Origin of the sequence: uncultured Polaribacter sp., assembly GCF_947503875.1 — a bacterium.
In the GTDB taxonomy this organism is placed as follows: Bacteria; Bacteroidota; Bacteroidia; order Flavobacteriales; family Flavobacteriaceae; genus Polaribacter.
On record NZ_CANNFH010000001.1, the window covers coordinates 233,099 to 247,257 of the forward strand.

General features: G+C 31.8%; 9 protein-coding genes. 8 read left to right on the forward strand and 1 reads right to left on the reverse strand.

The genetic code is table 11. From position 1 onward, the window contains the following. Positions 1-93: 93 nt before the first annotated feature. Entirely contained in the window at positions 94-2,031 is a 1,938-nt protein-coding gene (gyrB, locus tag Q0684_RS01020) for a DNA topoisomerase (ATP-hydrolyzing) subunit B (protein ID WP_299012184.1), read from the reverse strand. A 559-nt stretch (positions 2,032-2,590) separates the two neighbouring features. On the opposite strand from gyrB, the gene Q0684_RS01025 reads away from it, so the two are divergent. The 8 genes from Q0684_RS01025 (at position 2,591) to Q0684_RS01060 (ending at position 14,030) form a co-directional block, all read left to right on the forward strand. Continuing rightward, positions 2,591-5,074 (forward strand): glycoside hydrolase family 9 protein, encoded by a 2,484-nt coding sequence (locus Q0684_RS01025; protein WP_299012185.1) that lies wholly within the window; start codon positions 2,591-2,593, stop codon positions 5,072-5,074. 354 nt (positions 5,075-5,428) lie between these two features. Then, positions 5,429-5,677 (forward strand): hypothetical protein, encoded by a 249-nt coding sequence (locus Q0684_RS01030; protein WP_299012186.1) that lies wholly within the window; start codon positions 5,429-5,431, stop codon positions 5,675-5,677. A 65-nt stretch (positions 5,678-5,742) separates the two neighbouring features. Next, entirely contained in the window at positions 5,743-7,140 is a 1,398-nt protein-coding gene (locus Q0684_RS01035; RefSeq protein ID WP_299012187.1) for an amidase family protein, read from the forward strand. Further along, positions 7,140-10,478, forward strand: coding sequence for a bifunctional amidotransferase subunit GatB/aspartate--tRNA ligase AspS (gene gatB/aspS, locus Q0684_RS01040; protein ID WP_299012188.1), 3,339 nt, complete (start codon positions 7,140-7,142; stop codon positions 10,476-10,478). The genes Q0684_RS01035 and gatB/aspS overlap by 1 nt, the downstream gene beginning before the upstream one ends. Before the next feature lie 334 nt (positions 10,479-10,812). Then, complete coding sequence (locus Q0684_RS01045; RefSeq protein WP_299012189.1) at positions 10,813-11,064, forward strand: hypothetical protein; 252 nt, start codon at positions 10,813-10,815, stop codon at positions 11,062-11,064. A 585-nt stretch (positions 11,065-11,649) separates the two neighbouring features. Beyond that, the gene (locus tag Q0684_RS01050; protein ID WP_299012190.1) at positions 11,650-13,041 is read left to right on the forward strand and encodes an anthranilate synthase component I family protein; all 1,392 of its coding nucleotides are present in this window, start codon (positions 11,650-11,652) and stop codon (positions 13,039-13,041) included. Positions 13,042-13,144: 103 nt separating this feature from the next. Further along, positions 13,145-13,429, forward strand: coding sequence for a hypothetical protein (locus Q0684_RS01055; RefSeq protein ID WP_299012191.1), 285 nt, complete (start codon positions 13,145-13,147; stop codon positions 13,427-13,429). 19 nt (positions 13,430-13,448) lie between these two features. Next, complete coding sequence (locus Q0684_RS01060) at positions 13,449-14,030, forward strand: aminodeoxychorismate/anthranilate synthase component II (RefSeq protein ID WP_299012192.1); 582 nt, start codon at positions 13,449-13,451, stop codon at positions 14,028-14,030. Positions 14,031-14,159: the final 129 nt, after the last annotated feature.

Here is a 14,159-nt window from a genome sequence, read left to right on the forward strand (position 1 = left end):
GTAAAAAGGTGTTTTTCCCTGTTTCGATAAGTTTTCAAAATAAAAAAAGCTCTAAAGTTAATTAGAGCTTTTTATAATTTGTTTTATTAAATTTTATGCATCAATATTTGCGTATTTTGCATTGCGTTCAATAAAATCTCTACGAGGTGGTACCTCATCTCCCATAAGCATAGAGAATACTCTATCTGCTTCTGTAGGGCTATCAATAACTACTTTACGTAAAGTTCTAAATTCTGGGTTCATTGTAGTGTCCCAAAGTTGTTCTGCGTTCATCTCTCCAAGACCTTTATATCTTTGTACATTTACAGAACCTCCCATTTGCTGTGCAATCAAATCACGCTGATTGTCATCCCAAGCGTATTCTCTTTTCTGTCCTTTTTTAACTAAATATAAAGGCGGTGTTGCAATGTAAACATAACCTTGCTCTACCATTTCACGCATATATCTAAAGAAGAAAGTTAATATTAAGGTAGCAATATGCGATCCATCTACATCGGCATCACACATAATAACTACTTTATGATAACGTACTTTAGATAAATTTAAAGCTCTTGGATCTTCTTCTGTACCAATAGAAACTCCTAAAGCCGTAAACATGTTTTTAATTTCTTCGTTTTCGAATACCTTATGTTGCATTGCTTTTTCCACGTTCAAAATTTTCCCACGTAGAGGAAGAATTGCTTGAAAGTTTCTATCTCTACCTTGTTTTGCTGTTCCACCTGCAGAATCTCCCTCAACTAAGAATATTTCACATTGTGCTGGGTCTGTTTCAGAACAGTCAGATAATTTACCAGGTAAACCACCAATAGACATCACTGTTTTACGTTGTACCATTTCTCTGGCTTTACGTGCAGCGTGTCTTGCAGTAGCAGCTAAAATTACTTTTTGAACTATGGTCTTAGCATCGTTAGGATTTTCCTCTAAATAATCTGTTAACATTTCTGAAACCGCTTGCGATACCGCAGAAGTAACCTCTCTGTTTCCTAACTTTGTTTTGGTTTGTCCTTCAAACTGAGGTTCTGCAACTTTTACAGAAACAATGGCTGTTAAACCTTCTCTAAAATCGTCTCCAGCAATATCAAACTTTACGTTTTTTAACAATCCAGATTCATCTGCATACTTTTTTAGTGTTCCTGTTAAACCACGTCTAAAACCAGATAAGTGTGTACCACCTTCGTGTGTGTTAATGTTATTTACGTAAGAATGTAAATTTTCTGCATAAGAAGTATTGTAAACCATTGCTACTTCTACAGGAATTCCGTTTTTCTCACCTTCCATAGAAATTACAGAAGAGGTTAATTGCTCACGTGTAGAATCTAAATATTTTATAAATTCTGGTAAACCTTCATCAGAATGAAATGTTTCTGAAATAAAATTACCTTCATCATCTGTATTACGCTTATCTGTTAAAGTAATGGTAATCCCTTTATTAAGATACGCCAACTCACGCATACGCGTTGCTAATGTTTCGTAATTGTACTCTGTAGATTGTGTAAAAATAGATTTATCTGGTAAAAAAGTAACAATTGTACCTGTAAAATCGGTTTCGCCAATTGTTTTTACAGGATATAAGGTTTTTCCTTTTTCATATTCCTGTTGCCAAATTTTACCTTCTTTATGAACGGTTGCTGTTAAATGGTCAGATAGTGCGTTAACACAACTTACCCCAACACCATGCAAACCACCAGATACTTTGTAAGAATCTTTATCAAATTTACCACCAGCACCAATTTTGGTCATTACTACTTGTAATGCAGATACGCCTTCTTTTTGGTGAATTCCTACAGGAATTCCACGTCCATTATCTCTGGTTGTAATCGAATTGTCTTTGTTTATGGTCACATCAATCGTGTCACAATAGCCACCCATTGCTTCATCAATAGAGTTATCTACTACTTCATACACCAAATGGTGTAAACCACGTATACCAACGTCTCCAATATACATAGAAGGACGCATTCTTACATGCTCCATACCTTCTAATGCCTGAATACTGGAGGCATCATAATTTTTTTTACTTTCGTCGCTCATTATATAAGTACTTTGTTAATTTTAAGGTTGATGGAAAATTGTTTGCAACAATATTTCTATATCTCAAATTTACAATTTTAAAATACTATTTCAAGCTTTTTTAGCAATTTACTTCTAAAATTATCAACATTTGTTAAAAACACAATAGTGGCTTAAATGGCTTAAAAATCATTTTAAAATAGATTTTTGTAAAATTACCAATTGTTTGAAATGTTGAAAACGAATTAATAGCTTAAATAGTAAATTTTGTAAAGTGATTTAATGTGAATAATGACGATTATCGATTACGAACTGTCAAATTTAATTGGTTGTCGAAAGATTTTTTAAATTATTATCCTTTTAAGATCGCAGTGCATACTAGTACGCATTAAGTTACCAGTAAAAAATATTTGAATATTTATTGAAGTTTTATAAAACTTTGTAAAACAAAACTTAATATTCAATTATTTGGTAAACAAACTATGCGTATTTTTGAAAACAAACTTTAAAGCCTCGTTCATTTTTAAAGTTTGATTGGTTTTATAATATGTCTGTTCAATTATAAAAAAAAAACTCAGTTATGAGAAAATTACACTTTTTTTATCTCTTTATTTTATCGGCAGTTAGTTTCGCTCAAAATCCAATTTATGTAGATAATTTTGATGATAATATTATAAGCATAGCACAATCTTCAGCTTTTGATTTTGAGATTGTAGACAATAATTTAGAAATTTCAGGAAATGGTTCTGGAGGTATGTGGGCAGCTATGACTTATACTATGCATGATGCAGGTGTTTCTAAAACTATAGATCTATCTGTAAGTCCTAAATTATATATTAAGGCAAAGGCAAATCAAGGTTTAGAGTTTAGAATAGATTTGCAAGATGAAACAGGATATGTTACAAATTTACAAGCTACATCTGTAAATATTGGAACAAGTTTCGCGGTTTACGAGTTTGATTTTACAGGCAAGTTTTTGGATGGCGCTTTTGGTGGTCCTTGTACAAATGGTCCTTGTGTGGTAAATAGCTCAAAAATTACAAATTTGTCAATTTTTGCAAGGCCAGGAGTAGGCGCTTATACTGGTAAAATTACTATTGATTGGCTTTCTATTGGGGCGCCATTTGAAGAAGGTGCTCAGCCGTCAAATTACGAAATACGATATAATCAAGTAGGGTATTTTGTAGACAGAACTAAAATTTTAAGTGTAAATTCTGCACAACCTTTCGCTAATTTAAATTATACCATCAAAAATAATAGTGATGTAGTTGTTGCCAATGGCACAACAGGAGCATCTATTTTGTGGGCAGATGCTCAAGAACATGTAGCGCATATAGATTTTACATCTGTAAATTTAGCAGGAGAATATGTGGTTGAAATAGATGACGTTAAAGAAACAATCACTATTGGTGAAGAAGTTTATGAAGATTTGGCAAAAGCGGCTTTTAAATACTATTATTTTAACAGAGCCAGTATTTCAGTAACCGCAGAGTTTGGCGATAAATGGACAAGAACTACAGGAATACCAGATACAAATGTAAGAGTGCATAGTTCTGCAGCAACTAGTGCAAGACCTGTAAACACCAGAATCTCTTCTTCAGGAGGTTGGTATGATGCTGGAGATTACAATAAATACGTTGTAAATAGTGGGATTTCTACCTATACTTTATTAGCTGCTTACGAACATTTTCCAGAATATTATGGTTCTAAAGATTTTAATATACCTGAGTCTAGCAATAATTTACCAGATATTTTAGATGAAGCTTTTTATAATTTAGATTGGATGTTGACTATGCAGGATCCCAATGATGGTGGTGTATATCATAAACTAACAGGACTTGGGTTTAGTGGAATTGTGATGCCAAATCAATATAATTTAGAAAGATACGTAGTTAAAAAAAGTACGGCAGCTGCTTTAAATTTTGCAGCTGTAGCAGCTACTGCAGCTAGAATTATGACTGATTTTGAAACGCAAAAACCTGGTTACAAAGCAAAATTGATTACTGCTGCAAAATCTGCTTATGCTTGGGCATTGGCAAATCCGAATGTGTTTTTTACCAACCCAAGTGATGTTGTAACAGGAGAATATGGAGACACAAATTTAAGTGATGAGTTTTTATGGGCAGCAACAGAATTATTTATAACTACAAAAGAAAATATTTACAAAAATGCAGTTAATGTTTTTTCTATGAATAATCAAGTGCCTAATTGGCAAAGCGTTAGTGCTTTGGCGTTGTATTCTATAAATCATCATGCATCAAAAATAGCATCAGATATTAACACAACAGAGGCCAGAAAAAGATTGTTATTAATGGCAGATATTTTAGAAAATAATGTAAATAATTCTGCAATGAAAACTACTATGGCTCAGAACGATTATGTTTGGGGAAGTAATGGAGTTGCTGGGAATCAAGTTTTATATTTAATTAGAGCGTATGAATTAACCCAAGATGATAAATATTTAAATGCAGCCTATATTGCAATGGATTATTTATTAGGAAGAAATGGTACAGGATTTTCTTTTGTAACTGGTTTTGGTACCAAAACTCCAATGAATCCACACCACAGAATTTCTGAAGCAGACAATATTGCAGATCCTGTACCTGGAATGTTAGCTGGTGGGCCACAACCAGGGCAGCAAGATGATTGTGCATATCCTAGTAGTGTAAGGGCAAAATCTTATTCAGAAACATGGTGTTCTTATGCTTCTAATGAGGTTACCATTAATTGGAATTCACCATTAATGTATGCAGTAAATGCTTTACAGAATTACCAAAACAAAGGTGCTGCACTTTCTGTGGCAAATGAGTCTGAAAAAGATATAGTAGATCTTATTCAATTGTATCCAAACCCAACTAAAGATAAATTATTTGTAAACTCAGGTTCTAGAAAAATTAAAAACGTTTCTATTTACTCTATTCAAGGCAAATTGGTGTTTTCGGCAAATAATAATGCCCAAGAACAGTTAAAAAGTATAGATGTTTCCAATTTAAATACAGGTATTTATTTTGTTAAACTGGCAACAGATAATGGTTTTATAACCAGAAGAATATTAAAAAAATAAAACTGTTTTACAGATATATTAATTTTTTTAGATTAAACTTTATTTTAATGGATATTCTATAAGGAAAACTCCTAAAAATTATTGTTTATTTAAAACTGTTTATTAATTATTAAAAATATGTTGTCAACTATGCAAATTACTATATATTTGACACCAATATTTTTAAAATGAATTTCATAAATAACAACAATCGTAATTTCAATAATCCTAATTTTTAGGGTTAGGAAGGTTGTTGTATAAAATATATAAATAAAGCCTTCCAGATTTTGGAAGGCTTTTTTTTATCCTGAACTTTTTACTGCGCTTGTAGAAGTATGTTTCAGGAACTCTAAAAATAAAGAAATGACTAAAATAATGACTGTCGACGTTTTGTCGAGTATTAAAGGAGCAAAAGAATCTGAAGCTGTTAGTAAATTATTTGACGTAATAAAAAGCACAAATGCTACAACAGCCAATACTGTAAGTAGAAATGCAGTTTCTTTAAATAATTTAAGAGAAGATGTTGTGGTTCATAGTCCGCAAGCGGAAAAAGACATCATTATAGAAAATTTTCCAAGAGAAAAAAATGGCTACTTAGTAGTTGCAAAAGTTATAGAGGAATAAAAACACGGTTTTAGTTATTGGTTTTTAGTTGTTAGAAATAGCAACAAAACTAAAAAATAATAAGTATGAGTAACATCAGAAAAATACACGATCAACTTCAAAATAAAGAAATATCTTGTTTAGAGTTGATAAAAAATAAGTTAGATTTATTAAAATCGAACACACATCATACAGTAAATTCTTTGTTAGATGAAACGGCTTTAGCATTGGCTAAAAAAGTAGATGCTAAAATTGCAAACGGAGAAAAAATTGGCTTGTTAGAAGGTATTCCTTTTGGTGTTAAAGACGTTTATATGCTTCAAGGAACGTATACAACTGCAAGTTCAGATTTGCTAAAACAATACAAATCTTCCTACACGGCCACTGCAATTCAGAAATTATTAGATGCTGGTGCAATACCTTTAGTAAAAGAAAACGGAGATAGTTTTGGGCATGGTTCATCTTCTGAAAACACCATTTTTGGAGCCGTAAAAAATGCTGTAAATCCAGATTTAGTTAGTGGAGGTTCTAGTGGAGGTTCTGCTGTAAATGTAGCTAAAGAATATACCGTTTTTTCTATTGGAGGAGATACAGGAGGTTCTATTAGACAACCAGCAGGGTACAATAATGTATATGGTTTAAAACCAACCTATGGTAGAATTTCTAGATTTGGAATATTAGCATACGCCTCTTCTACAGATTGTGTTGGGCCTATTGCAAAATCTATAGAAGATGTTAGAATTGTGCTAAATGTAATGAGTGGTAAAGATGTTAAAGACCAAACTACCTATGCATCAAAAGAAATACTAGAAGACACTATTTTAAATACTGATGAAATAAAAACTGTTGGCTATTTTAAAAACTTTATAGAAAATGATGCGATTGATGCTAAGGTAAAAGCAGATTTTTTAGCATCCATAGAAAAAATTAAAGCCAAAGGAATTACAGTAAAAGAATTAGATTTTTTCGAATCAGATACTTTGGTTTCTACCTATTATACATTGGCAATGGCAGAAACAGCCTCTAACTTATCTAGGTTAGATGGTACAAATTACGGTGCAAGAATAGAAGGCGATAATTTAAAAGATACCTATTCTATTACACGTTCAGAAAATTTTTCTGAAGAAACTAAACGTAGAATTGTTGGTGGAAATCAAGTGTTATCTCAAGGTTTTTCCGATGAAATTTATTTAAAAGGACTGAATTTAAGAGATCAGATTTCAGAAAACTTCGAGAAAGATTTTAAAGAAGTTGATATTATTTTATCACCGGTAACACCAAATAACCCGCCAAAAATTGGCGATAGTTTAAAAGATCCTTTAGCAATGTACTTATCAGATGCTTATACAGTTGGTTTTAGTTTGGGACAATTACCAACGTTAACTGTGCCACAAGGAACTGCAACAGGCTTACAAATTACAGCAGCAAAAAATAACGACGAACTTGTTTTGAAGTTTGCTAACTTCTTAAAAGATACACTATAATGGAATTGGAACAATTAAATGAGCTTTTAAAAAAGCACGATTTAGAGTTAGTAATTGGTTTAGAAACACACGTGCGTTTAAATACAAATACCAAGTTGTTTTGTTCTTGTCCTAATCAAGAAATAGAACAACCAAATCATAATATTTGTTCAGTTTGTACGGGACAAATGGGTGTTTTGCCAGCTATAAATAAAGAAGCAATTACCAAAGCTATTTACTTTGGAAAAGCGGTGAAATCTACTTTTAGTAACGAAGTAATTTCTTGGGATCGAAAACATTATGAATATCCAGATAATCCTAAGAACATTCAAATTACACAGTTTCATAATCCTGTAATTCCAGATGGAGAAGTATCTTGTTTTAGAAATGATGGTTCTCAGTTTACGGTAAATTTAACGCAAGTTCATATTGAAGAAGATGCTGCAAAATTAATGCACGAAAAGAAAATTTCTTTGGTAGATTTTAACAAAGCAGGTGTACCTTTAATTGAAATTGTAACAGAACCTTGTATTCGTAATATAGAAGATGCATCAACGTATGCACAATACATTCAAAGAATTGTACAAAATCTAGGTATTTCTGAAGCAAATTTAGAAAAAGGGGAGTTTAAATCTGATGTTTCTGTATCGCTTAGAAAAAAACATACCTACAATTTAAATCCTAGAACAGAAATCAAAAACTTGAATTCGTTTAAGTTTATGGTAGATGCGTTAAAGGAAGAAATAGAAAAACAGTTAAATTATTATATAGAAAATAAAGCGTTTAGACCAGACCAAACCACGGTTTTATGGGATGCAGATTTAAAGCAAACCAAAACCATGCGTAAAAAGGAGTTTGAGGCAGATTATCGTTTTATTTCTGAACCAGATTTACCTTTTGTAAATATTAAAAATGTTGTTGAAAGTATAGATGTTGATATCAGTTCTTTACCGTTTGCAGTAGAATCTATTTTAATAAAAGGTGGTGTTTTACCTCAAGACGCAAAGTTTTTTACGGCAGATGCATTGCGTTCAGAAACGTTTGTAGCCATTAATAATCAAATTAAAGATCCGTCTTTTGTTGCAAAAACCTTAGTGAATAATATTGGTGCAGATGAATATGCGAATATTCATGATATAAAACAATTAACGGAAATTTTTCAATTATTTAAAGCCGATAAAATAACATCTGTTTTAGTACAAAACGGAATAACAGCTTACTTAAAAGATAGTAATTTTGACTATAACAAGTATTTTGAAGACAATACCATATCTGAAGATAAAATAAAAGATGCTGTTGCTACCGTAATTTCAGCAAACGAAGCAATTGCAAATGATATAAAAGCAGGAAATCAAGGCAAAGCAGGAATTTTAGTGGGTAAAGTTATTGCTATTATTGGTAAAGGAGCTTCAGGAAAAGTGATTCGTGAAGAGATTTTAAGCGCCATTAGCAATTCGTCTACAACTGTTGACAACCAGCCAAATACTAAAACTCAAGAACCAAAAGCTAACGCTAAGAAGGCTAAAAAAGGTGATGCTATTGAAGAACTGCAACAAACTCCGATAATTATTAAGGACAATTACAGAACACACAAAATATCAGAGTTATCAGAAGCATCAATTCAGCAAGAAGTTACATTATCAGGTTGGGTAGCTAGTGTAAGAGATCATGGAGAGTTGATGTTTATCGATTTAAGAGACTCTAGTTACCAAATTTTTCAAGTACGTTTAAGTAGAGAAACATTCCCTAATTTAGACGAATTGGTAAAACTAAAACCAGAAACCGTAATTTCTGTATCAGGAGTTGTTGTGCAAAGAAATGAAGACGATTATAATGCAGGTTTAAGAACCGGTAAATTAGAATTGGAAACGGCAACTTTAGAGATTTTAAATTTGGCAAAAACCTTGCCTTTTGAAATTAAAAGAGCTGCTAAAAGTAACGAGAAAGTAAGGTTTGAATACAAATTTTTAGATCATAGAAATGATGATGTTCGTAGAGCAATTGTAAATCGCCATAAGGTGATAAAATTGATGCGAGATATCTTAGACGAAGAAGAATTTTTAGAAATAGAAACGCCAATTTTAACTGCAGGTACAGATGAAGGTGCAAGAGAATTTATTGTACCAACACGTAAACAAGCAGGTTCTTTTTACACCTTACCACAAGCACCACAGCAGTTTAAACAAATGCTAATGGTGGGTGGTTTTGAGAAATACTTCCAAATTGCACGTTGTTTTAGAGATGAAGATTCTCGTGGAGACAGACAACCAGAATTTACCCAATTAGATATTGAAATGGCATACGCAAGTATGCAACAGATTATAGATTTAAACACCAAAATGTTTAATGAAATTGTTAAGAAAATCTATGGTAAAAAATGGATTTTACATCCTTTTGAGGTAATTACCTACAAAGAAGCAATGGATAAATATGGTTGTGATAGACCAGATTTACGCTATGGTTTGCAAATGCAAGACATTACAGCAATTGTAAAAGATACTACTTTTCAGGTGTTTAGTAAACCAATTGAAGAAGGCGGAATTGTAAAATGTATTAAGGTTTCTGCAAAAGAACAAGGAAACAAACGTATGTCTAAAGGGCAAATTGAAAACTTAACTGCCATTGCACAGCAAAACGGTTTAGGTGGTTTGGCATACATTATTGTAAATGAAAACGATTTACAATCGCCAATAATTAAGTTTTTAGGCGAGGAAATTGCAACCAATATTATTAAAGAAACCAATGCACAAGTTGGTGATATTGTCTTTTTCTCTGCTGCAGATTATGCAACTGCAAACAAAGCTTTAGATGCTGTTCGTCAAGAAATGGGGCGTATTCTAAGATTGATAAATCCTAAAGAATTAAAACCTGCTTGGGTAGTAGATTTTCCAATGTTTGAAAAAACAGATGAAGGTAGATGGACGTTTACACACAATCCGTTTTCTATGCCAGCAATTTACGATTTAGAAAAGCACATGACTGGAGAAGGAGAGGAGATAGGTGCAATAATTGCCCAACAATACGATTTAATCTTAAATGGTTACGAAATTGGTGGAGGTTCTGTACGTGCACATAAAGCAGAAATTTTAGAAGCAACCTATAAAAACATGGGTTATAATAAAGAGGAAATGCTAAAAAGTGTGGGTACAATGTACAAAGCTTTCCAGTATGGAGCACCACCTCATGGTGGAATTGCTTGGGGTGTAGATCGTTTAATGATGATTTTAGAGAAAAAAGCATCCATTAGAGAAGTAATGGCTTTCCCAAAAACAGGTTCGTCAGAAGATTTATTGTTTAATGCACCATCACCTTTATCAGATAAAAAAGTAGAGGAAATGAATGTAAAAATTATAAGATAATTTTTAAGCTGAAATTATTTTAGTTTTTTTAATTATTAAGGAATCATCCTGCAAGGTTTTTAAAACCTCGCAGGATTTTTTTATTCAACCAATTAATACCAATTAAACAGTAAAATAACCCATATAAATAGTTTCTTTTTACCTTTATCTGCGTTAAAATTTTAAACCATAGCTAAGGCTATGATTAAAAATTTTGCCTTGATAAAGAAAAAAATAATTCAATTTATTTATGCATCATTTTAAAATTTAATTGGTATAATTATAAAATTTAAAGAGGATTATTAGAGATTTATAATTCTCTAAAATAACTTATATTTGTGTAAAACAGTTAAATATGGACTTAACAACTAGAAAAAATATTTTTAAAGAACGTTTTGACGAAATTAAAGATGTAAATCTGATCAGTCGTTTTGAGGAGTTTTTAGAAATTCAATTGTCCAAAGAGAAAATTGTTGCGTACACTGTTCAGGGTGAACCCTTAACAAAAGAACTTTATATTGATAGGGTAAAAAATACTTTACAATCAGTAAAAGAAGGTAATTTTACTTCAGTTGAAGATTTAGAGAAAGAATCTGAAAACTGGTAAAATGCCCAAAATAAAAATAGTTTGGTCTAATGAAGCAAAGGCAGATTTAAAATATATTTACAAAAGAATTTATTTAAAACCAAGTCTAAGGTCAATGCTAATAATGTAAAGCAAGATTTACTAAAGGCGAGTAAATAAATAGAATTTGTAGAGCAATATCAAGTTGATGAAATTTTAGGCGAACCTTTTAGAAGAATACCAATAAGACATTTTAAGTTGGTTTATTATGTAGAAAATAAAACTTCAATTATCATTCTTGAAGTTTTTGATAGCTATAGAAGTCCAGATAATATTAGAAACGTAGAGTAATTTTAGAACTAATTTATTGCTCAATTTAAAAATCTATCTTATTTTTGTATCACAATGCAAAAAACAACAAAAAATACATGGTGGTGGAACTCTCTTATTTAATAAGTGAGAAGAAACCTGTATGTTAAAAATATAGAAAAGGCTTATCTCACGATAAGCCTTTTTGCATAATATAGAACTAATAAAATCAAAATGTCATCTCGAGCGCAGTCGAGAGGTCATTAAAAGAAGAACAAAATAAAATGTTCTCGACTGCGCTCGAACTGACAATCAGTTATGAATAAAATACAATTTAAAACCATCTCAAAAACTAAAATTGCAGACACAGTAACACCTGTAGGCTTGTATTTGCGTTTTAGAGATAAATATGCAAACACACTTTTATTAGAAAGTTCAGACTATCATAGTAAAGACGAAAGTTTTACTTTTATTGCTATAGATCCTGTAGTTTCTATAAAAGCAGAAAATCATCATTTAAGCTTTTCGCATAATGGAACGCAGTTAGAAAACCAGAAAATTGGCCGAAATTTCAATCAAATTTTTGAGAACTATAGCAAAGCAATAGACATCGATTGTCCGGCCGAATTAAAAGCCTTTAACGGTTTGTATGGTTATACAACTTATGATTCTGTTCAATATTTCGAAAATATAGAATTAAAAGTAAAAGAGGCGCCATCTGCAATACCTTTAATGCAGTATAGCTTTTACAGATTTATCATTGCCATCAATCATTTTAATGATGAAATGACCTTGATAGAAAATATTGAAGAAGGCACAGCATCAAGAATTCAAGAAATTCAGACCATTATAGATGCACAAGCATTCAATACACAGAAATTCGAAATTGATGGCGAAGAAACCTCAAATGTAAAAGGAGACGAATTTATAGAATATGTAAGAAAAGCAAAATCACATTGCAAAAGAGGAGACGTTTTTCAGTTGGTTTTATCGCGCCAATTTCAACAAAAATTTAAAGGAGACGAATTTAATGTATATAGAGCCTTACGTTCTATAAACCCATCACCTTATTTGTTTTATTTCGATTACGGTTCTTTCAAATTAATGGGTTCTTCACCAGAAGCACAAATTAAAATTTCTGCAGGTAAAGCCACTATCAATCCAATTGCAGGTACTTTTAGAAGAACTGGCGATATGGCAAAAGACATTCAGTTAGGTAAAAAATTATCAGCAGATAAAAAAGAAACTGCAGAACATGTAATGTTGGTAGATTTAGCAAGAAATGATTTAAGTAAACATGCAGATAATGTAGAGGTAGAAGTGTTTAAAGAAGTGCAGTATTTTAGCCATGTAATTCACTTGGTTTCCACAGTTTCTGGTCAGTTAAAAGGAAATCCCATAGAAATTGTGGGCGATACTTTTCCAGCAGGAACCCTAAGTGGCGCTCCAAAATACAAAGCCATGCAGTTAATAGATAGGTATGAAAATCAATCGCGCGGCTTTTATGGCGGTGCAGTGGGTATTATTGGTTTAGATGGCTCTGTAAATTTGGCCATTGCCATTCGTTCTTTTGTAAGTAAAAACAACGTTTTGTATTATCAAGCAGGCGCAGGAATCGTAATTCATTCAGACGAAAAAAAGGAATTACAAGAAGTAAATAACAAGTTAGCTGCATTAAAAAAAGCGCTAATTTTAGCAGAAAATATATAAGATATGTATTTGGGCGTTTTAACGGGCTTTCACTACTCGCTTTTTTTCTGAAAAAGAAAAAAGAGCTCAAACAGGTCGTTCAATCCCTAACGCATATTGAGATATGAAAAAAATATTTACAATTAAAAATATCATTTTAGGAATACTATTTATCTTAATTGATTTAATTGTTTATATAATTATAGGATTTGTAATTTTATCATATGAAGATTTTTATGATGAAAGTTTAGGTGAATATTGGAGTTTAGAAAGTATGACTACAGGTCAAAAAATAGCGTATATAGGATTTTATTTTTGGTGGATTTTAAATGTTATATTACTATTTTTTATTGCTTTTAAGATTTTTAAAAATTTAAGGAAACCAACAATTACACAAATCCACAATTAAACGATTACACAACAAAAAAATGAAAATATTAATATTAGACAATTACGATTCGTTTACCTACAATTTGGTACACATGGTAGAAAAAATTACAGGAAATTTTCCCGCAGTTTTTAGAAACGATGAAATTAGTATAGAAGCCGTTGGTAATTACGATATCATTATGTTGTCTCCAGGACCAGGAATTCCAGACGAAGCCGGAATTTTAAAAGAGGTAATCAAAACCTATGCAGGTAAAAAACCAATCTTTGGCGTTTGTTTAGGTTTGCAAGCAATTACAGAAGTTTTTGGTGGAGAAATTATTAATTTAGATGAAGTTTTTCATGGAGTTGCCACAGAAATGAAGGTCTCAGATGAAAATGCAGTGATTTTTAAAGATGTTCCAGAAACATTTTTGGCAGCACGTTATCACTCTTGGGCAGCAACAGATAAAGGTTTTCCAAACCAACTAAAAGTAACAGCAAGAGACGAAGACGGATTAATACAAGCTATAGAACATGTTGCGTATAATATTTCTGCGGTACAATTTCACCCAGAATCTATTTTAACAGATGTTGGTGAGCAGTTGGTTACGAATTTTATAAAAAACGCAAGCCCATCCTAACCTTCCCAAAGGGAAGGAACTAGCAAGTTTGCGATAAAAGTGGGTAATAGCAAATTCAGAAAAAAGCAAAAACAGAGAGTATAAAATTAACATAAGAGTGTTTTCCTTGGAGCTTGTATTGAGCGAAGT

Excerpts from the sequence above, each read along its gene's own strand:
- gyrB (WP_299012184.1), bottom strand. The coding sequence starts at position 2,031 with ATGAGCGACGAAAGTAAAAAAAATTATGATGCCTCCAGTATTCAGGCA.
- Q0684_RS01025 (WP_299012185.1), top strand. The coding sequence starts at position 2,591 with ATGAGAAAATTACACTTTTTTTATCTCTTTATTTTATCGGCAGTTAGT.
- Q0684_RS01030 (WP_299012186.1), top strand. The coding sequence starts at position 5,429 with ATGACTGTCGACGTTTTGTCGAGTATTAAAGGAGCAAAAGAATCTGAA.
- Q0684_RS01035 (WP_299012187.1), top strand. The coding sequence starts at position 5,743 with ATGAGTAACATCAGAAAAATACACGATCAACTTCAAAATAAAGAAATA.
- gatB/aspS (WP_299012188.1), top strand. The coding sequence starts at position 7,140 with ATGGAATTGGAACAATTAAATGAGCTTTTAAAAAAGCACGATTTAGAG.
- Q0684_RS01045 (WP_299012189.1), top strand. The coding sequence starts at position 10,813 with ATGGACTTAACAACTAGAAAAAATATTTTTAAAGAACGTTTTGACGAA.
- Q0684_RS01050 (WP_299012190.1), top strand. The coding sequence starts at position 11,650 with ATGAATAAAATACAATTTAAAACCATCTCAAAAACTAAAATTGCAGAC.
- Q0684_RS01055 (WP_299012191.1), top strand. The coding sequence starts at position 13,145 with ATGAAAAAAATATTTACAATTAAAAATATCATTTTAGGAATACTATTT.
- Q0684_RS01060 (WP_299012192.1), top strand. The coding sequence starts at position 13,449 with ATGAAAATATTAATATTAGACAATTACGATTCGTTTACCTACAATTTG.